This is a genomic window from Notoacmeibacter marinus, assembly GCF_002238045.1.
GTDB lineage: Bacteria > Pseudomonadota > Alphaproteobacteria > Rhizobiales > Rhizobiaceae > Notoacmeibacter > Notoacmeibacter marinus.
This window is the reverse complement of record NZ_NBYO01000001.1, coordinates 1,492,295-1,511,249: the sequence shown is the minus strand read 5'-3', so window position 1 is coordinate 1,511,249 and position 18,955 is coordinate 1,492,295. Positions and strand designations below refer to the sequence as shown.

Below are 18,955 nucleotides of genomic sequence, written 5' to 3'. Positions count from 1 at the left end.
AAAGTGGTCCCGTTGATTATCCGGCGCGGCTGTCCATGTCGAGGCTCCGCAAGTGTCGGCTGAGCGCTCCGGCGGGTTGCAGGACCGGCTGGAAGACCCGGCGGCTGGCGCGCTCGGCGACCGGCAAGCCCTGATAGAGCCGCTTTTCCGCAACGACGATGCGCACTCCGGCGAAGACCGGCCAAAGCCGGCGGCCCATGCGCTCCAGCGTGCCGGCAAAGCGAAGCCCCATGCGCCGCCGCAAGGGCGGAAAATGCAGCGCCTCGACACGGTGCGTCACCGTCAGATTGCTGTCTTCCAGGAGTCGCGAAAGCTGGCCTTCGGAAAAGGGCCGACCGGTGCCGAACGGCGTATGCTCGAATCGCGCCCAAAGACCCCGCCGGCTCGGCACCACTGCGACGACACGTCCGCCGGGCGACAGCACCCGCCAGGCCTCGGTCAGCGTCTCGCGCGGATTTTCCGAATGCTCCAGCGCGTGAATGTAGAGAAGGCGGTCGACGGAACTGTCGGCCAGCGGCAGTTCCTCGTCGAACACGAGCGCGGTGGCGCTGTTCTGTTCGCTCGGCCAGGCGACGGCCCCCTGCCCGGCTGGCATGAAGCAGAGCGTGCGTTCCGCATCCGGCGAAAACCGGTCGAGCCAGGGCGTCGGATAGCCGATGCCGACGAAACGCTCCGAGGCGCTTGGTTCCCACACCGCCGTCAGCGCCCGCGTGATGGACACGGCGGCAAAACCCCCGAGCGGGCTGGCGTAGAAGTCACGAAGGGCACGAATTTCGCAGTGCATAGTGGCAAGATAAGGTGCCGGAGCGCTTAAGAAAACCTTGACCGCCCCGATCGCCGCCGCACCTTTCTGACGGTCGCACAAAGTGGAGAGACCCAATGCCGCTGGAAATCGAGCAGTTCATGGCGCGGAGCGACAATTTCTGCGTCCTCGTCCACAATCCCGAAAGTCACAGCACGATCTGCATCGATGCGCCCGAAGAAGGACCGATTCTCGCCGCGCTGGAACGCACGGGCTGGAACCTCACCCATATTCTCATCACTCATCACCACGGCGATCATGTCGAAGCGCTGAAGCCGCTCAAACACCGCTTCACGCCGAAAGTGACCGGCCCGAGGGGCGAGGCCGGCAAGATCGACGGACTGGACGAACTGGTCGGCGATGGCGACGCAATCTCCATCTGCGACGAGCCGATCGAGATCATCGAAACGCCCGGCCATACGGCAGGCCATATCTGCTATTTTTTCCCGAAATCGAAATTACTGTTCGCCGCCGACACGCTGTTCGCCATGGGTTGCGGACGCCTGTTTGAAAAAAGTCCGGCCGACATGCAGAAGAGCTTCGACAGGCTGGCGGCGCTCCCCGACGATACCGAGGTCTATTGCGGCCATGAATATACGCTCGCCAATGCCCGTTTCGCGATTACCGTCGATCCAGACAACGAAGCATTGCGCCAAAGGCTGAGAACGGTCGAGGCACAGCGTCAGGCCGGCGAGATGACCTTGCCGACGACCATCGGACTGGAAAAGCAAACCAACCCCTATTTCCGGACCTCCGACCCGGCGCTGAAGAACGCGCTCGGCATGGTGGACGCGTCGCCGGCAGAGGTTTTCGCCGAAATTCGTGCGCGAAAGGACCGTTTCTGACCGGGAGGCTGGTAAGCCTTCTGGACGCCGCGCCCATCGCGGATTATCGATAATACGATGTCGACTGCGAAATCAGAACCTCTTGCCGCGCGAATCGGTCGCGAACTGGCCGATCGCATCGTGACCGGCCGGATCGAAGCCGGCGCGCGTCTGCGCCAGGATCATCTCGCGGAGGAATTCGGCACCAGCCATGTCCCCGTCCGCGAGGCCTTCCGCCGCCTCGAAGCGCAGGGCCTCGTGGTGAGCGAGCCGCGCCGGGGCGTCCGTGTTGCCGGTTTTACGCAGGAAGAGGTTCGCGAGGTCGCCGAGATGCGCGCGGTTCTGGAGGCTCTGGCGCTACGAAACGCCGCTCCGCATCTGACCGGTGCCATTCTCGACGCGGCGGAAGAGGCCACCCGGGCAGGCGACCGCGCACGCGATGTCGAGAGCTGGGAGGAGGCGAACCGCACGTTCCACCGGCTGATCCTCTCCCCTTGCGATATGCCACGCCTGCTGCAGGCCATAGACGATTTGCACACCGCCAGCGCTCGCTTTCTCTTCTCCGGCTGGCGGGCGGAATGGGACACGCCGACCGATCGTGATCATCGCGCCATCCTGAACGCATTGCGTGCCGGCGATGCCGATGGCGCGGCGCGCCTTCTGGCCCGTCATGTTGGCTGGATCGGAAAGACCAGCGCCGACCGGCGCGGACGGCGCTAGAGCCTCCCCTTCATTACCGCTTCGCTTGATCTGCCGAATGGCTGCTCTGGCAGGAAATTTATCGCTCCGTCGAAAGACGGACTTGCAATGACACGCGTTCTGTGGAGTCTTTAGCGATAGAATAAATAAATTATCTATAATAAGGATACGCTCGTGCACCCCACCCAAACCTATACCGCCCGACCTGGTTTCAGCCCGCTTGATCTGCAGAACCGCTCGCTGGCATGGCGTATCGGCGCCGTACTGCTCGGCAGCCTGCTTCTGACGCTCTCGTCCTACATCGAAGTGCCGATGTATCCGGTGCCGGTCACGATGCAGACCTTCGCCGTCACGCTTATCGGCGCGCTCTATGGCTGGCGTCTCGGTGGCTTGACGATCTTGGCCTGGCTGGCGGAAGGCGCGGCCGGCCTCCCGGTGCTTGCCGGTGGAGCAGGTGGGTTCGCGCACTTCTTCGGCCCGACGGGCGGCTACCTCCTGGCCTTTCCCATCGTCGGCATGGTGGTCGGTTGGCTCGCAGAACGCGGCTGGAACGGCCAGCGCGTAGCCTTCGCCTTCGCCGCGATGCTGATTGGCAACGCCTTATGCCTCGTGCTCGGCGCGGCTTGGCTGGCGGCCATGATCGGCGTTGAGAAGGCCATCGTCGCTGGCGTTCTACCCTTCATCATCGGCGGCGTCCTTAAATCGGCTCTCGCCGCCGCAGTGCTGAAAGCGATGACGCGCGGCACGAAACGCGCGGAAACATGACGGTTCGGCTTCGCCCGCACCATCTGCTTTGCATTCTCACTTTTGCCGGCAGAGGCTACAGCCCCGCCTTCACTGACAATCTGGCCGTGATCGCGGGGCGGCTGGCTGCTGGCGAGGATATCGAGATCGTGGAGGGGCCGGACGATATTTGCGCGCCGCTTCTCGGGGAAGTCGATCCGCATTGCTATCGTAGCTCGGTCAACGAACGCGATGATCGCGCCGCCAACGCCGTCGAACAGGTCCTGCGAAGACCGATCCGGCTCGGCGAGCGGTTCGCTCTGTCCGACGAACGGATCGGACGTCTGCGAGATGCTTTAGCCTCCGGCCGCCTCCGTTCGGGCTGCGGAGGCTGCGAATGGCACGATTTATGTTCTTCCATCGCCGAGCAGAACTATCGCGAAGCCGCCATTGCCCCTGACCCGTCCTGAGGTCTTTCCGTCAGGGAACCGGTGTTTGGGCCGCAGGTTCCGTTTTGCGGTCACGGCCGAACAGGCTGGACGCCGCAAGCGCCGCCCCGAAGGTGATCAGCAGGCAGGCAATGGCAATCCGCAGCGTCAGTTCGGCCTGACCGAAAGCGATAAGCAACAAGGTCGACAGAAGCGGCGCGGCATAGGCGGCGGCTCCGAGGACGGAAACGTCGCCGCGTTTCATGCCTTCGTCCCAGAAGAAAAAGGCGATGCCCACCGGCCCGAGGCCGAGACAGAGGACCGCACCCCATTCGAGGCCGTTCTGCGGCAGCACCGTCGTTTCGAACAGCGCGTGGAGAATAAAGCTGAGCACACTCGTGCCGAGGCAGTACCAGGTGACCGCCAGCGTCGGCACATGGGCAAAGCGCCGAGCCGCCAGCGAATAGCTCGTCCAGAAGAAGGCCGCGCCCAGCGCCAGCGCATAACCGGGCAGATAGGCGGTCTCGAACTGGAACCCGCTCTCCTTCATCACGATCAGCCCCGTCCCGATCAGACCGAGCAATGCGCCGATCCATTGCCGCCAGCCCGGCGCACGGCCTGCCACCAGTCCCGAGCCCAGGACGATGAAAAGCGGCCAAAGATAGTTCAGAAGATTGGCTTCCACCGGCGGGGCCAGCCGTAGACTGGCGAAGTAGAGCGCGTGAAAGAAGAAGAGGCCGGCGATGCCGGCACCCAGAACGACAGGCGGCAGCCGAAGCGTTTGCTTCAGGGTTTGTCGCCGCGCCGCGTTGGAAAGGCCGTAGACAAGGCCGATCAGTGTCGCCACCGCAAAGGAAAAGCCATTGAGCAATAGCGGCGGCACCGCGCCCGACAGCGTCGTGAACAGGGCCAGCGAGGCCCACAGAAGAACGGCCAGAAAGCCGATAAGGGTCGAGCGGATCATGGCCGGGCTTAGATCGGCGAAAGGGCCTTCGCAAGCCGGATAGCTTCAGGGCTTGCCATAGATCCGCGAAGCCTTGATGCGAAGTGTCGCATCCTTATGCGGAATGATCGCCGAAGCCGGCACCCAGTATCGACCGACCGGATTGGCCCAGACGATCGTGATGGTCTGGCGCGCCAGGTGCTGCCGCGACGAACTCTTCTTGCTGTATCCTGCGACCGGCGTGAAGCGCGCCGCGCACTGTATGCCCTTTTTCGGTGCGCCCTTGATGCGGAGGGCGACCGGCTTGGGCGCGCCCATGGCGAGTTTCAGGCGCATCTCGCCATCGAAAAGATCGAGCGCGCGACCGCATACCCCGTTGGCCGTATCCGATTCGACCACCATGCCGGTGAACAGATCGACGAAGCCGGACTTTGCATTGCCATCGAGCGGCACCCAGGCACTGCCGCCTTTGCGCCGGTTGTCGGGTTCGGTCTGCAACATGGTCAGCGTGTCGCCGGCCCACTGCGCTCGGCCGCGCCAGGGATCCTTGCCCTTGTAGCCCATGGCGAAATTCTGTGGTTTCCAGCCATCCGCCGTCATCCGGCCATCGACCGAGAGGTCCCCCTTGATGTTCCCGAAGATGCGGCCGATCCCGGCTGGCCGAAGCTTACCGTCGATGGCGTAGCGGCTGCCCTCGCCCTTCCAGTCGATATCGATCTTCATGGCCGGCAGACCGAAGACCGAAAACACGTAATCGGCGCCGAGACTGACAGCCGCCGACGGTTGCGGCGACATCATCAACGCGACAATGGCGAGGGCGCCAGCGCGCCGAATTGTATCGATGGTCATAATTTCTTCGATCCTTCTGCCCGGATCGCCCCTTGGCGACTACTATCAGCGCCAAAATGCGGCGCCATCGCGACGGGAAGCGCCCTGGCCGCAGAGGCAATCCCGACTTGACGCCAATGCGACTTGCCACTATGGAACAGCGACTTTTCCGGCCGACCCGCCGAACCGAGCCGCGCGTGCGCGGCTTTTTCGCGTGTCGCCTCAGCAGCCGGCCTGTATGATACGCAGCCGCTCGGCCACGGACCAAACGAAGGATCGATCACGATGTCCCGCATCTGCGAACTGACCAGCAAGGGCGTGATGGTTGGCAACAACGTCTCGCACGCCAACAACAAGAGCAAGCGCCGTTTCCTGCCCAATCTCGTCAACGTGTCGCTAATGTCGGATGCGACCGGCCAGAGCTATCGCCTGCGCGTTTCCGCGGCGGCGCTCCGCACGGTTGAGCATCGCGGCGGTTTGGACAATTTCCTGATGAAATCGAAGAATGAGACGCTGTCGCAGCGCGCCCGGCTCATCAAGCGCCAGGTCCAGAAGGCGCTCGACAAGGAAAACCTGCCGGCGGCCTGATCGCAAGGCATCGCTTCTGCAAAGAATTGGCCGGGCCGTTCAGGCCCGGTTTTCTTTTGTGCCATTGCTCCCGTGAATGACGAGGCTATGGCGCTTGCGCGCCCTGTCCGTCACCCTAGATCGCCCTTATTGTCAGGTCCGTCCGGTCTTGAAAGGGCAGAGCTATCGGAATCATCGCCTTCATCGTCGCCGCGTTCGGTGCGCTCTGGACCCTGCTGTTCGGTTGGCAGACCGTACCCTATACGGATCGCTCGCAGCTGATCGGCGTCAGTTCCGAAGTCGCGGCACAGATGGGCGAGCAGGCTTTTGCCAAGGTCGTCGAAAGCGACGCTGTCATTATCGATAGCGATGAAGCCGAGACGATCCGGCGTATCGTTACGCGCCTGGAAGGTCCGGCGGCCGAACTCTCCGGTCGGCAGATCGACTGGGACGTGGTTCTCCTCAACGACAGCACGCCCAATGCCTTCGCCCTGCCGAACGGCAATATCGCCGTCCATACGGGCATTCTACCGGCGACCGGCCTGGATGCGGGTCTCGCGGCGGTGATCGGCCATGAAATGGCGCATGTGATCGCGCGCCACCCCGAGGAGCGGATGACGCAGGCCGAACTGGCGCGTGTCGGCCAATTGACCGCTTCGATCTTCGTCGGCAGCAGTCCCGAGAGCCAGAGCCTGATCTACGCGCTTCTGGGCCTCGGCAGCGAATTTGGCGTGTTGCGGCCATTTTCACGCGTGCATGAAAGCGAGGCCGACCGGATCGGCCTGATTCTGATGGCGCGCGCCTGCTTCGATCCGCGCGCGGCGCCGAAGGTCTGGGAACGTATGGCGAGGATCAGCAAGGGTTTGCCGGAAATTCTCTCGACCCATCCCGGACACGGCACGCGATTTGCGGAGCTGACGAGGCTCCTGCCGGACGCGATTGGCGAACGCGACAGTGCCGGCTGCGAGCCTTTGCCCTCATCCGCCGGCAGTTGAGGTCATCCCGATGCGTTATCGAATCGCCTTATCGGCCGCGTTCAGTTCGAACTCCAGATAGAGCGTTCGCTGCAGGATCGAGCGATTATCGTCGGAGATCAAGCCGATGCGCAGCTTGCCGTCGGGCGCGCGAAACGCGTCGATCCCCTCCATATTGTCGATCTGGTAGCGCATATCTGTCGTCAAAATCACCTCGCCGTCCACTGTCGCGCCCGGCCGGATTGTCGCCAGATCGATCATCCGCAACTGCATTCCGACACCGCGCGCCAGCGAAAAGGACCGTTCCAGCAGCAAAAGGCGTTCACCCGGCAGGATAGCCGCATCGGTCGGCGAGAAGCGGCCGCTCTTGCGCACCGAGAACTGCCCGCGCCGCGACCCTTCCAGAACCACGGCAAGGATATTGCCGTTCCGGTCGATACTCGTCTCGGCGATGGCGATCCGTGCGCCTTCGAACGGGCCGCCCTCCGGCGTGCGAACCAAGGCTTCCAGCCCGCCATTGGACCGCAGTTCCCGGCCCGGGATGAGGATCGGCACCTCGGTGGGAAGAGGCGAGGCCCGGTCCCCGTCGAGCTGAAATTCGACGATACGGTCGATGCGTTCGAACGCCACGGAGGCGCGGTCGCCATCCAGCGACAGCCCCTCTGCGTCGGAAAGATATTTCCCCCGCTGCACCTTGCCGGTTCGATCCGTCATTTCCGAAAGGCTGGCATCGGCGATCCCGATGGGACGCCCTTCAGCATCACGTTCGATCCGGGCGAAGAGGAAGAAGCCGGTATCGGAGACGGCAACGATTCGGCCACCATCGCCATCGCGAAACCGAAAGGCGGAGAACGCGCCGAGATGGCGGTGACCGCCGATGAGATTCAGTCCACCGACGAAGCGTAGCGGCCCGAACTGCGTTTCATCCGAACCGATCCGAAAGGTTTCGATCGGCTCGGTCCGCACAGCGAACGCTTCGGCCCATGCGGTCGCCGTCATCGCAATGGTCGCGACCAGCGCGCCGATCGCCAGCGCGACAGCGGATCGGCCCGACATATTCACCTGCGTCCGGCGGCGCGGCGTGGCCCGTGGCCGGATGTCTCGTCTTCGAAGAGGCCGGCCAGCTGTTCCGTCATGGCGCCGGCCAGTTCCTCCACATCGACAATGGTCACAGCCCGCCGATAGTAGCGCGTGACGTCATGGCCGATGCCGATGGCCAGCAATTCGACCGGAGAGCGCGTCTCGATGCGCTCGATCACCGCGCGCAGATGCCGTTCCAGATAATTGCCGGCATTGACCGACAGGGTGGAATCGTCCACCGGCGCGCCATCGGAGATCATCATCAGGATCTTGCGCTGTTCGTGCCGTTGCAGGAGCCGGCGATGCGCCCACATCAGCGCTTCGCCGTCGATGTTCTCCTTCAGCAGGCCCTCGCGCATCATCAGGCCGAGATTGGGCTTGGCCCGCCGCCAGGGCATGTCGGCGCTCTTGTAGACGATGTGGCGCAGATCGTTGAGGCGGCCCGGCCCCGGCTCCTTGCCTGCCTTCAGCCATTCCTCGCGGCTGCTGCCGCCCTTCCACGCCCGCGTGGTGAAGCCGAGCACCTCGACCGACACGCCGCAGCGCTCCAGCGTGCGCGCCAGAATGTCGGCGCAGGTGGCCGCCACCGTGATCGGACGGCCGCGCATCGAACCGGAATTGTCGATGAGAAGCGTGACCACCGTGTCGCGGAAATTGGTGTCCTGCTCCTGCTTGAAGGATAGCGGCTGCATCGGATCGATGATGATCCGCGACAGCCGTGCCGGATCGAGATAGCCCTCTTCGAGGTCGAAATCCCAGGACCGGTTCTGCTGCGCCATCAGGCGGCGCTGCAGCCGGTTGGCGAGGCGGCTGACGACCCGCTGCATATTGCCGATCTGCTTGTCCAGGAAGGCGCGCAGCCGCTCCAGCTCGTCATGCTCGCACAGCTCGTCCGCCGCGACCTCCTCGTCGAAGGTGGTCGTGTAGGCCTTGTAGTCCAGCTCGGCCGCGATGTCGGAGAAGACATCCTCCTGCCGGCGTGTCTCGCCCGGCGTTTCCGCCTCGTCTTCGCCTTCCTCGTCCTCGTCGAAATCGGCGTCCGAGGCTTCCGCCATGTCCGTCTGGTCGCTGTCCTGCGGGTCGCCATCCTGCTCCGACGCATCGGCGGATGCATCCTCCTCGCCGTCGGACTGGTCGCCCCCTTCGTCTTCGCTGTCCTGCGGCTCCGGCTCGCTCTCCTCATCCTCGGATGGGTCCTGTTCGTCCTCCGTCTCGTCCGACAGTTCCTCGGCCATCTCCAGCGAAACGAGAAGTTCGCGGATGGAACGGGCGAAATCGTCCTGATTGTCGATGTCATCGAGCAGCGTATCGAGCCGGTCCTCGGCCTTCTCCTCGATCCATTCGCGCCAGAAGGAGACGGCGTTGCGCGCCGCCTCGGGCATGGGCCGCCCCGTCAACTTTTCGCGCACCAGCATCGAGACGGCCTCTTCGACCGGCACGTCGTCACGGCCGGTAGCCGCGGAGAAGTTCGCCTTCTGGCAGCGATCGTCCAACATCGCGCCGATATTGTCGGCCACGCCGGGCATCCGGTTGGCGCCGATGGAATCGCAGCGCGCGGCCTCCACCGCATCGTAGACCGCCCGCGCCTGCCGGCCTTCCGGCGCAAGGCGCATATGCAACCGCTCATCATGGCAGGCGCGGCGCAGCGCCATGGAATCGCCGATACCGCGCGTGACGGACAAATCCACAGCGCTTGGTTTCTTCGGCAGATCGGGCAACCGCGCACGATTGCCGACTAGCGCCGGCTTGTCGCGCGAGAACGACACTTCGAGATCGTGATCGCCGCTCATCGCGCGCACGGTCGCCGAAACGGACCGCTTGAACCCGTCCTGCGCTTCGCTGATCGTCTTGGCCGCCTTGCGGGAATTGTGACCGGAACTGCTCATGGAATGCAGATAAGGGGTGAACCCGAATCGGAGCAAGGGGCAATTGCCAGGCTGCCCACTTCAGCGCTCGTTGGCTGTTCGACCCGAACGGGCTTTACCCCAGCACGACATTCGCGGCGCTTTCGGGCAGTTCCTCACCGAAGGCGCGCTGGTAGAACTCGCTGACGATCGTCCGCTCCATCTCGTCGCATTTGTTGAGGAAGGTGAGCCGGAACGCCATGCCGACATCCTTGAAGATGTCGGCGTTTTCCGCCCAGGTCAGAACCGTCCGCGGGCTCATCACCGTGGAGAGATCGCCATTGGTGAAGGCGGCGCGGGTCATGTCGGCAACGCGCACCATCTTGCCCACGACATCGCGGCCCTGCTCGTTCTGATAGTGCCGCGCCTTGGCCTGAACGATGGCGACTTCCTTGTCGTGCGGCAGATAGTTCAGCGTGGTGACGATCGACCAGCGGTCCATCTGCGCCTGGTTGATCTGCTGGGTGCCGTGATAGAGGCCCGTCGTATCGCCGAGACCGACCGTGTTGGCGGTGGCGAACAGGCGGAAGGCCGGATGGGGGCGAATCACGCGGCTCTGGTCGAGCAGCGTCAGCCGGCCGGAGCTTTCCAGCACCCGCTGGATCACGAACATCACGTCGGGTCGGCCCGCATCGTATTCGTCGAAGACAAGCGCGACGTTGTTCTGATAGGCCCATGGCAGGATGCCGTCGCGGAATTCCGTGACCTGCTGGCCGTCCTGCAGCACGATGGCGTCCTTGCCGACCAGATCGATCCGGCTGACATGGCTGTCGAGATTGACGCGCACTGCTGGCCATTTCAGGCGGGCGGCGACCTGCTCGATATGGGTGGATTTGCCCGTGCCGTGAAAGCCGGACACCAGAACGCGGCGATTATAGGCGAAGCCGGCCAGGATCGCGAGCGTGGTCTGGCGGTCGAAGAGATAATCCGCGTCGAGTTCCGGCACATGGGGATCGGCCTCGGAATAGGCCGGCACCACCATGTCGGAATCGATGCCGAATGTCTCACGAACCGAAACGGAAGTGTCGGGAAGGCTGGGCTTGTCGGAAGTCTGAGTATCCATCACGTTTCGTCGCGGCGGTTTCGCGGCGACTCAAAATGCCCCGCGGCCCACCTTGTCCTTCTTGCATGTCTCGTTTGAACGCTTGTCCGGGGCTACCGTCCCCTAGCAGAAACCGGAACGCTTGAGCAATCGATAGGCGTCGAGCACTTCGCGAAACCGCTCTTCGCTGCCGCGATCGCCCTGATTAGCGTCGGGATGGTACTGTTTCACCAGCAGTTTGTAGCGCACGCGGATCACCTCGGAATCGGGACGCCCTTCCAGGCCGAGCGTACGAATCGCCTTTTTCTCCAGCGGTTTCAGCGGCTTTTCGTAATCCACACTGGCGCCCTGACGTCCGGGCTGCCGGCGTCCCGTCGCGCTGTAATAGCCGGCGCGGCCGCTGCGCATCGAACTGATTTCCGGTGCGGCCGAGGTTTCACTGCCGAGCGAGCCGATCTTCCAGGTCGGACGGTGCCCGGTGGCGGCCTCCTTCTGGTAACGGGCAATTTCGCCGTCGGACAGGCCGGAGAAATAATTGTAGCCCTTGTTGTACTGGCGCACGTGATCGACACAGAAGCGAAAATATTCGCCCTCCGCGCTGCGGCCGACCGGCGCGCGGTGCTCGCCCGGCCTGTCGCAGCCATCCCACTGGCAGGTCGGCGCGCTCGTCGCCTCCGCACGCTTTTTCTGCTGCGATTTGACGCGGATGGAATCAAAAAGGTTGGAACGCGGTTTCATGGCCCAAAGATTGGGGTGCTTCGCGCCCCAGAACAAGAATTGACAAGCGCATATAATTCAGCCGAAGGGTGCGATCCATATGCCCTGACCTCAATGTGAGAACGAACCATGTCCGCCACCGGCCCCCTCGAAACGGCGATGCGTGAGAAACTGGTGGCGCGTTTCGATCCCCAAAGACTGCAGATCGTCAATGAGAGCCATCTGCACGCAGGCCATCACAATCGCGATTCGGCCGATGACGGCAGTTTCGACGGGGCGGGCGAAACGCATTTCCGGGTTCGCATCGTCGCAGCGCAATTCGATGGAATGAGCCGGATCGAGCGTCATCGCGCGATCAACGACGCGCTCGCCGACGAATTGGCGCCCGACAAGGTCCATGCGCTTGCCATCGAACCGGCGGCGCCAGGCGAACCGACACGTTGGTAAAGCCGTCCGCTTCTACTGCGGCAATTCCTCGCCGGCCGTCAGCACCGGCCGGATGCGGAGGCTGACAATCCGGTTCTTCTCACGTCGCAGCACCACGAAGCGTTTGCCATGAAACGTGAAGGCCTGCCGCTCGTCGGGGATCGACTGCGTTTCGTGAATAACGAGCCCGGCCACCGTGGTGGCCCAGTCGTCCGGCAGGTTCCAGTCGAGTGCGCGGTTCAGATCGCGAATCGGCACCGAGCCATCGACCACGACCGAGCCGTCGGCCTCGATGGCCAGGCCCTTCATTTCGATGTCGTGCTCATCGGCGATTTCGCCGACAATCTCCTCGATAATGTCCTCCAGGGTGATCAACCCTTCCAGCTCGCCATATTCATCGACGACCATGGCGAAGTGGCTTTTGCGCCGCAGAAAGGCGTTCAGCTGGTCCTGCAGCGTCGTGGTGTCGGGCACGAACCAGGCCGGCGCTGCGATAGCGCGGATATCGATCCGGGACGGATCGTTGTTCACATCGTGAAGCGCGCGCAGCAGATCCTTGGCATGGACGACCCCGACGATGTTGTCGGTCGTGCCTTCCCATATCGGCATCCTGGTATAGGGCGCATGGAGAATCTGCCGCACTGCATCTTCAGGCGGATCGTCCGCATTGAGTGTCTGCATACTGGTGCGGTGAACCATCACGTCGGAAACTTCCAGTTCCGCCAGATCCAAAAGCCCGCCCAACCGGTCGCGATCGGCTTTGACGAAGGCGCCTTCGCGATGCAGCACCTCCATCGTGCCGCGCAACTCCTCATGCGCCGTCAGCATGGACTGCCCTTCGCCGAGCTTGATGCCGAACAGGCGCAGCACCTGGCGGACGAAACCGTTTACCAGCGAGGAGATCGGCCCCAGCACCGCAACATAGACCGACATGCCCCGGCTGACGGCCAGCGAGAACGTATCGGGCGAGGAAATCGCCCAGCTTTTGGGTAGCACCTCGGCGAAGACGACCAGCAGCACCGTCATCGAAAGCGTCGCCCAAACCACCCCCTGATCGCCGAACAGTTCGAGGAACATCGATGTCGCAAGGGCGGACGCGAGAATATTCACCAGATTGTTGCCGATCAGCAGCGCGCCGATCAGCCGGTCACGGCGCTCGATCAGACGGCTGACGATGCCGGCGCGGGGATCGCCGCCATTTTCCAGACTGTGCATTCGCGCACGGCTGGCCGCTGTCAGCGCCGTCTCCGAACCGGAGAATGTCGCGGACAGGACAATGAGCCCCAATATTACGCAAATGATCACCCACATCGGTGTTATGTGCACTCCCTAAGAAAAGCCAGAACCTCGGAGGACGGAACGTCCCTGGCAATGAAGGAACGGCCGATCCCTTCGGTCAGGATGAAGGTGAGCGCGCCCCGGTGCACCTTCTTGTCCTGGGCAATATAGTCCAGAAGCGCCTCGGCAGGAGGCATGTCGCCCGGCACGTCCGAAAGGCGGGTCGGCAGACCGGTCGCCACCAGATGCGCCTCGACCCGTTCGGCATCGTCCGCCGAGCAGCGGTTGAGGCGCACGGAAAAGCGGTGCGCCAACGCCATGCCGATCGCCACCCCTTCGCCGTGAACGAGACGGCGGCTGTCATAGCCGGTCGCCCCTTCCAATGCGTGGCCGAATGTGTGACCGAGATTGAGAAGAGCACGGTCGCCATCCTCGTGCTCGTCGCGAGCTACGACATCGGCCTTGCACTGGCACGATACCGCGATGGCCTCGCCCCGTTCCGGCCCGCCGGCGAAGACCGCCTGCCAGTTCTCTTCCAGCCATTCGAAGAAGTCGGGCCGGTCGATCAACCCGTATTTCACGACTTCGGCATAGCCGGCGCGAAATTCGCGTTCGGACAGGGTGTTCAGAACGTTGGTATCCGAAAGAACGAGCGAAGGCTGATGAAAGACGCCGATGAGGTTCTTGCCATGGGTGGAATTGATGCCGGTCTTGCCGCCGACCGAACTGTCGACCTGCGCCAGAAGGCTGGTCGGCACCTGGACGAACTTCATGCCGCGCCGAACGATCCCGGCGACGAAGCCGGACAGATCGCCGATCACGCCGCCACCCAGGGCGATCACGACATCGCCGCGCTCCATCCGTGTGCCGAGCACGAAATCGACGGCGCCGAGCAGGTACTCGGCGCTTTTGGTCTTTTCGCCCGCTGGCAGCACCTTGGTTTCGAAGGAAAGGTCCGCTTCGGTGAGCGCGTCGGTCAGCGTGGAAAGATGCCGCGCCGCGACGTTCTCGTCGGTCAGAATGGCGCAGCGCACGCCAGGTAGCCGCGCCGCGATTTCCGCGCCGGCGCGTTTCAGAAGGTCCGGACCGATCAGAATATCGTAGGATTGTGGACCGAGCTCCACCCGAAGCCGTCTCACATCGCCCTCATTCGGGTTCATGTGTGGATTCTTTCGTTTCACTGAAATGCCCGGCCATGGCCTCAATCATCTTGGCCGCCATGGCGTCACGCGGCAAATCCTCGCTGCACACGCGCAGATTGGCCTGCGCATAGATGGGATAGCGCTCATCCATCAGCCGGGCGAGCGTGCCGCGCGGATCGGGATTCTGAAGAAGAGGTCGCCCCGGCTTGCGGCTGACCCGCGCGAAAAGAAGGTCCAGATCGGCATCGATCCAGATCGAAAAGCCCCCGGCGCCGATCGCCGCTCGTGTTTCATCGTTGATGAACGCGCCCCCACCAAGGGAGACGACGCGCTGCTGTTCTCCCAGCAAACGAGCGATCACGCGCCGCTCCAGATCGCGGAACTCGCTTTCGCCATAGGATTCGAAAAGATCGGCAATGGCCATTGTGCTGGCCGTCTCGATCTCGTCATCGCTGTCGACGAACGGCAGCCCGAGGCGGCTTGCGATAACGCGGCCCATCGCCGTCTTGCCGGCGCCCATCAGCCCGACCAACACGATGTGACGGCCATCCAGACCCTTTAAGATGGCCTGCCGGGCCGCCTCCGCTTGCGCGGCCGGCGATGCTTCATTGGGTTGCGATTGCGTCGTCATGGCTGCCTTGCACATCAAAAGCGGCAGGGCGTCAAGCGTCCCGGCTTGCGCGACCGCCGGCTGACGCGCATAAGGGGCAAACCCTTCGGTATGACACGGAAAGATAGGGTCATGCCCACCCTCACACGTTTCGTCACGATCCTCATTGTCTGCGCCGCGGCCATCTATGCGGCCGCCTTTCTCCTTGCCAATTTCGTGCAGCCCACCCGGGTCGAGGAACGCATCGAACTGCCGATCGAGAACCTGCTGGAGCGCGCCGAGCGCCGTGAACGCGCCGCCCGCCCGAATATCACGCCGCAACAGGGTGCGGAGGCGTCGGCGGAGGAAGAAGCCGACCGGCAAGACGGCACGCAATGAATGCGGACGGCTATCTGATCGAAAGCTTTCTGGAGATGCTGTCGGCGGAACGGGGCGCCGCCGCCAACACGCTCGCGGCCTATGAGCGCGATCTGCGCGATCTGTCCGAACATTGCGACGCGCCGCTGGCGGAGGCCGGCGAAAAGGCGCTACGCGGTTACATTTCCGGCCTGCCCGCCAGAGGCTATGCGGCGTCCTCGCAGGCTAGGCGACTGGCGGCTCTACGCCAGTTCTTCCAGTTTCTCTATGCGGAGGGCCTGCGTTCCGACGACCCGACCACGACGCTCGACAATCCGAAGAAAAAGGCGCCGCTACCGAAAATCCTCAGCGAGGATGATGTGACAAGGCTGCTCGATCTGGCGGAGGAAGAGGCGCGCATGGCTGGTGAGAAACTGGCCCCCCTTCGAATGGCGGCGTTGCTGGAAGTGCTCTACGCCACGGGCCTGCGCGTCTCCGAACTGGTCTCTCTGCCCGCTTCGGTCGCCCGGCGCGACACGCGCTATTTCGTCGTCACCGGCAAGGGCGACAAGGAGCGGCTTGTGCCGCTGTCGCCACCGGCGCGCGAAGCCATGAACCGGTGGATCGAGCGGCGCGACCGCGCACCGGCCTATGCCGATAGCCGCTATCTCTTCCCATCGCGTGAAGCTGCTGCGGGCTACTTGCCGCGGCAGGTCTTCGCCCGCGATCTGAAAGCGCTGGCGGCGCGGGCAGGACTCGATCCGAAAAAGGTGTCGCCGCATGTTCTGCGCCATGCATTTGCGTCGCACCTTCTGCAGAACGGCGCGGATTTGCGATCCGTCCAGCAATTGCTGGGGCATGCCGATATTTCCACAACGCAAATTTATACCCATGTTCTCGAAGAACGGCTGGTTCGGCTGGTTCAGGAGCATCATCCGCTTGCGGGGCCAAAGACGAGCCGGTAAGGAAAATCAGGATTTCGCCGCAACCGGTCCTCTTGCCGGCTGCGACTTTCACGATGCGGCGCGGCCGCGTGATCCGAAGGACGTGCATGTACAACTATCTCGATTTCGAGAAACCGGTCGCCGAACTGGAAACCCGGATCACCGAACTGAAGACGACGATGGGCGAAACGGGCTCGGTCGACGTCAAGGAAGAGATTGCCGGCTTGGAGACCCGCGCGCGGGACGCGCTTCGCGAGCTCTACAAATCGCTGACGCCCTGGCAGAAGGCGCAGGTTGCACGCCATCCCGACCGGCCGCACTGCGTCGATTTCGTCAAAGGTCTGATCGACGACTTCACCCCGCTGGCCGGTGATCGGAAATTTGCCGAGGACGAGGCTGTCATATCGGGCTTCGGCCGTTTTCGCGGCCAGAGCGTCTGCATTCTCGGCCAGGAGAAAGGCAACGACACCGAATCGCGCCTGAAGCGCAATTTCGGCATGGCGCGGCCCGAAGGTTATCGCAAGGCCGTGCGGCTGATCGAACTGGCCGAGCGATTCGCCATTCCGGTCATCACTTTTGTCGACACGACAGGCGCCTATCCCGGCATGGGCGCCGAGGAGCGCGGCCAGGCCGAAGCCATTGCCCGCTCCACCCAGGCCTGCCTCAATCTCTCCACGCCGCTGGTTTCGATCGTCATCGGCGAAGGTGGATCGGGCGGCGCTATTGCGTTGGCCACCGCCAACCGGGTTTATATGCTCGAACATGCCATCTATTCGGTGATCTCTCCCGAAGGCGCGGCCTCGATCCTCTGGCACGACAGCGCGCGTGCCAAGGACGCGGCGACCGGCATGCGGATCACGGCGCAGGACCTCTCCGAACTGAAAGTTATCGACGGCGTGATCCCTGAGCCGGTCGGCGGCGCGCATCGCAATCCGGACCAGACCATTGCGCGGACCGGCGACCAGATAGACGCGGCCTTGCGCGAACTTTCGGGCGAAGGCCGTGACCTCAAGCAGGAGCGCCGCGAGAAGTTCCTCGCCATCGGACGTAATATCTGACGCCTTCGGTGCGATGGACGGTCATAAAATGGCCGAACCTTTGCAGCATATCCGCCAAGGTTCGGGAGGGTCTGGTTAATGCCGGCCTTAACCCTGCCGCAAGGCAGCGGTGGTATGGTGACCTCCCGCCGGCATTAGGCTGGATGTTCGGGGACGATGGGGTTGGGATCGATCATGTTAAAAGCCACGCTTCGTGCGCTCGCTTTTCTTCTTGCGCTGGCCGCACCGCTCGCGCTGACCGCCTGCACCGATACGCTCGACAAGGTCGCCAAGGCTGAAAAGCCCCTGCCCAAGAAGCTCGTTCGCAAGATGAAGGCAATGGGCATGAGCGAGACGTCGCCCATTCTCGTGCGTCTCTACAAGGAAGAGAGCACGCTGGAAATCTGGAAACAGAAGACCGATGGCCGCTACGCCTTCATCCAGAGCTATCCGATCTGCAAATATTCCGGAAAGCTCGGTCCGAAATATGTCGAGGGCGACCGTCAGGCGCCGGAAGGGTTCTATACGGTGCGGCCGCACCAGATGAACCCGGCGAGCAAATATTACCTCGCCTTCAATATCGGCTTTCCCAACGCGTTCGACCGCGCCCATGGCCGCACCGGCCAGCATCTGATGGTCCATGGCGACTGCTCGTCGTCCGGCTGCTATGCCATGACCGACGAATATGTCGGCGAGATCTACGCCTTTGCGCGCGACGCCTTCCGGGGCGGCCAGCGCGAATTCCAGATCCAGGCCTTTCCGTTCAAGATGACCGAAGCCAACATGGCCCGCTATGCCGGCGATCCGAACATGGATTTCTGGCGACAGCTGAAAGACGGTTCGGACTTCTTCGAACTGACCGGCCAGCCGCCGGCTGTTGGCGTTTGCAACGGACGTTATATGTTCGGCCGCCAGCGCGACGGCATCGCCGCCCATAGCGGCAACTGCCCGCCCATGGACCAGCCGGCTGCCCTGTCGCTCGCCTTCGCCAAGAAGACCGTCGACAATATGGGCGTCTTCGCCAAGGCGCTGGAGCGCGCGGCGAGCGGCAAGGTCGCGCCACCGAGGCATTCGATCAACGGAATCGAGGAAGCGCGTCTCGTTTCGGCATGGATGAAGAAGCGCGTACGCGGTGAACGGACTTCGCGCCAGCCGCCTTCTCTGGGCGGCAACAGGCCGCTGACGCCGCAGCGGGCAGCCGAGGAAAAGCGCCGCGCCGAAGCTGCTCGCTCTCGCGCCGCCGCGATGATCGCAGCCAGCGTCGCCGCCACCTCGCAGCCTTCGGCGGCTGGGCAGGCCGATGCGCTCCCGACGGCGTCGATCCCGGCTTCCGGCGGTGAAGCGGAGATCGAGCAGCGGTTCGCAAGGTGACAGCCGGCGCATCAGCCGCTGGCCCAATGGAAGCCGACAACGCCGAATTCTACGATCTGCGGGGCCTTTCCTGCCCGATGCCGGTTCTGAAGACACGGCGTCGCCTGCGCGACATGCGGCCGGGCCAGCAACTGGCCGTCCTGACATCGGACCCGCTTGCGGTGATCGACATTCCGGCGTTCTGCCAGGAGGATGGCCATGTCCTTCTGAAAAGCGAAGGCCTGTCGATGGGCCATCGCTTTCTCATCGCCCGAGGCGATTGAGGCGATTGAGGCGATTG

General features: G+C 63.3%; 22 protein-coding genes. 12 read left to right on the top strand and 10 right to left on the bottom strand.

Going from position 1 to position 18,955, the window contains the following annotated elements:
- Window positions 1-16 precede the first annotated feature (16 nt).
- On the bottom strand, window positions 17-721 hold the full coding sequence (locus B7H23_RS07260) for a methyltransferase domain-containing protein (protein ID WP_338044322.1): 705 nt from the start codon (window positions 719-721) through the stop codon (window positions 17-19).
- Between the two features lie 158 nt (window positions 722-879).
- Between B7H23_RS07260 and gloB the strand changes: the two genes are divergently transcribed.
- The 4 genes from gloB to B7H23_RS07240 all read left to right on the top strand — a co-directional run bounded on the left by gloB (window position 880) and on the right by B7H23_RS07240 (window position 3,518).
- Window positions 880-1,647: a hydroxyacylglutathione hydrolase gene (gloB, locus tag B7H23_RS07255; RefSeq protein ID WP_094076625.1), complete on the top strand. Its 768-nt coding sequence runs from the start codon at window positions 880-882 to the stop codon at window positions 1,645-1,647.
- Between the two features lie 57 nt (window positions 1,648-1,704).
- A complete protein-coding gene (locus B7H23_RS07250; protein WP_094076624.1) occupies window positions 1,705-2,346 on the top strand; it encodes a GntR family transcriptional regulator in 642 nt (213 codons plus the stop codon).
- A 153-nt stretch (window positions 2,347-2,499) separates the two neighbouring features.
- On the top strand, window positions 2,500-3,090 hold the full coding sequence (locus tag B7H23_RS07245) for a biotin transporter BioY (RefSeq protein ID WP_094076623.1): 591 nt from the start codon (window positions 2,500-2,502) through the stop codon (window positions 3,088-3,090).
- Entirely contained in the window at window positions 3,087-3,518 is a 432-nt protein-coding gene (locus B7H23_RS07240; protein ID WP_094076622.1) for a DUF1284 domain-containing protein, read from the top strand. The genes B7H23_RS07245 and B7H23_RS07240 overlap by 4 nt, the downstream gene beginning before the upstream one ends.
- Before the next feature lie 10 nt (window positions 3,519-3,528).
- Here the strand turns inward: B7H23_RS07240 and yddG are convergent, their stop codons facing one another.
- The gene (yddG, locus tag B7H23_RS07235) at window positions 3,529-4,440 is read right to left on the bottom strand and encodes an aromatic amino acid exporter YddG (protein ID WP_094076621.1); all 912 of its coding nucleotides are present in this window, start codon (window positions 4,438-4,440) and stop codon (window positions 3,529-3,531) included.
- A gap of 45 nt (window positions 4,441-4,485) precedes the next feature.
- Window positions 4,486-5,268, bottom strand: a complete 783-nt coding sequence (locus B7H23_RS07230; protein ID WP_094076620.1) for a hypothetical protein — start codon at window positions 5,266-5,268, stop codon at window positions 4,486-4,488.
- A 264-nt stretch (window positions 5,269-5,532) separates the two neighbouring features.
- On the opposite strand from B7H23_RS07230, the gene rpmB reads away from it, so the two are divergent.
- Both rpmB and B7H23_RS07220 read left to right on the top strand, forming a co-directional pair.
- A complete protein-coding gene (gene rpmB, locus B7H23_RS07225) occupies window positions 5,533-5,835 on the top strand; it encodes a 50S ribosomal protein L28 (protein WP_094076619.1) in 303 nt (100 codons plus the stop codon).
- A 290-nt stretch (window positions 5,836-6,125) separates the two neighbouring features.
- A complete protein-coding gene (locus B7H23_RS07220; RefSeq protein WP_094076618.1) occupies window positions 6,126-6,809 on the top strand; it encodes a M48 family metallopeptidase in 684 nt (227 codons plus the stop codon).
- A gap of 15 nt (window positions 6,810-6,824) precedes the next feature.
- Here the strand turns inward: B7H23_RS07220 and B7H23_RS07215 are convergent, their stop codons facing one another.
- The 4 genes from B7H23_RS07215 to B7H23_RS07200 form a co-directional block, all read right to left on the bottom strand.
- On the bottom strand, window positions 6,825-7,844 hold the full coding sequence (locus B7H23_RS07215; RefSeq protein WP_094076617.1) for an esterase-like activity of phytase family protein: 1,020 nt from the start codon (window positions 7,842-7,844) through the stop codon (window positions 6,825-6,827).
- A gap of 2 nt (window positions 7,845-7,846) precedes the next feature.
- The gene (cobT, locus tag B7H23_RS07210) at window positions 7,847-9,754 is read right to left on the bottom strand and encodes a cobaltochelatase subunit CobT (RefSeq protein ID WP_094076616.1); all 1,908 of its coding nucleotides are present in this window, start codon (window positions 9,752-9,754) and stop codon (window positions 7,847-7,849) included.
- A gap of 94 nt (window positions 9,755-9,848) precedes the next feature.
- On the bottom strand, window positions 9,849-10,835 hold the full coding sequence (cobS, locus tag B7H23_RS07205) for a cobaltochelatase subunit CobS (protein ID WP_094076615.1): 987 nt from the start codon (window positions 10,833-10,835) through the stop codon (window positions 9,849-9,851).
- A 102-nt stretch (window positions 10,836-10,937) separates the two neighbouring features.
- A complete protein-coding gene (locus B7H23_RS07200; RefSeq protein WP_094076614.1) occupies window positions 10,938-11,552 on the bottom strand; it encodes a J domain-containing protein in 615 nt (204 codons plus the stop codon).
- Between the two features lie 108 nt (window positions 11,553-11,660).
- Here B7H23_RS07200 and B7H23_RS07195 point away from each other — a divergent pair, with 108 nt between their 5' ends.
- On the top strand, window positions 11,661-11,978 hold the full coding sequence (locus B7H23_RS07195; protein ID WP_094076613.1) for a BolA family protein: 318 nt from the start codon (window positions 11,661-11,663) through the stop codon (window positions 11,976-11,978).
- Between the two features lie 12 nt (window positions 11,979-11,990).
- On the opposite strand, the gene B7H23_RS07190 is transcribed toward B7H23_RS07195, so the two are convergent.
- From B7H23_RS07190 to B7H23_RS07180, 3 genes are read right to left on the bottom strand one after another with little or no spacing between them, the layout of a single operon-like run.
- Window positions 11,991-13,268 carry an HlyC/CorC family transporter gene (locus B7H23_RS07190; protein WP_094076612.1) on the bottom strand — a complete coding sequence of 426 codons (1,278 nt, stop codon included), beginning with the start codon at window positions 13,266-13,268 and terminating at the stop codon, window positions 11,991-11,993.
- A gap of 5 nt (window positions 13,269-13,273) precedes the next feature.
- Complete coding sequence (gene aroB, locus B7H23_RS07185) at window positions 13,274-14,395, bottom strand: 3-dehydroquinate synthase (RefSeq protein ID WP_094076611.1); 1,122 nt, start codon at window positions 14,393-14,395, stop codon at window positions 13,274-13,276.
- On the bottom strand, window positions 14,382-15,008 hold the full coding sequence (locus B7H23_RS07180) for a shikimate kinase (RefSeq protein ID WP_094076938.1): 627 nt from the start codon (window positions 15,006-15,008) through the stop codon (window positions 14,382-14,384). Before B7H23_RS07180 ends, aroB begins: the two co-directional genes overlap by 14 nt.
- A 111-nt stretch (window positions 15,009-15,119) precedes the next feature.
- On the opposite strand from B7H23_RS07180, the gene B7H23_RS07175 reads away from it, so the two are divergent.
- From B7H23_RS07175 to B7H23_RS07155, 5 genes are all read left to right on the top strand, one after another.
- Complete coding sequence (locus B7H23_RS07175; protein WP_094076610.1) at window positions 15,120-15,365, top strand: hypothetical protein; 246 nt, start codon at window positions 15,120-15,122, stop codon at window positions 15,363-15,365.
- Window positions 15,362-16,288, top strand: a complete 927-nt coding sequence (locus tag B7H23_RS07170; protein WP_094076609.1) for a site-specific tyrosine recombinase XerD — start codon at window positions 15,362-15,364, stop codon at window positions 16,286-16,288. The genes B7H23_RS07175 and B7H23_RS07170 overlap by 4 nt, the downstream gene beginning before the upstream one ends.
- Before the next feature lie 86 nt (window positions 16,289-16,374).
- Window positions 16,375-17,325 carry an acetyl-CoA carboxylase carboxyltransferase subunit alpha gene (locus B7H23_RS07165; RefSeq protein ID WP_094076608.1) on the top strand — a complete coding sequence of 317 codons (951 nt, stop codon included), beginning with the start codon at window positions 16,375-16,377 and terminating at the stop codon, window positions 17,323-17,325.
- Window positions 17,326-17,499: 174 nt separating this feature from the next.
- On the top strand, window positions 17,500-18,675 hold the full coding sequence (locus B7H23_RS07160) for a L,D-transpeptidase family protein (RefSeq protein ID WP_094076607.1): 1,176 nt from the start codon (window positions 17,500-17,502) through the stop codon (window positions 18,673-18,675).
- A gap of 26 nt (window positions 18,676-18,701) precedes the next feature.
- A complete protein-coding gene (locus B7H23_RS07155; protein ID WP_094076606.1) occupies window positions 18,702-18,938 on the top strand; it encodes a sulfurtransferase TusA family protein in 237 nt (78 codons plus the stop codon).
- Window positions 18,939-18,955 lie beyond the last annotated feature (17 nt).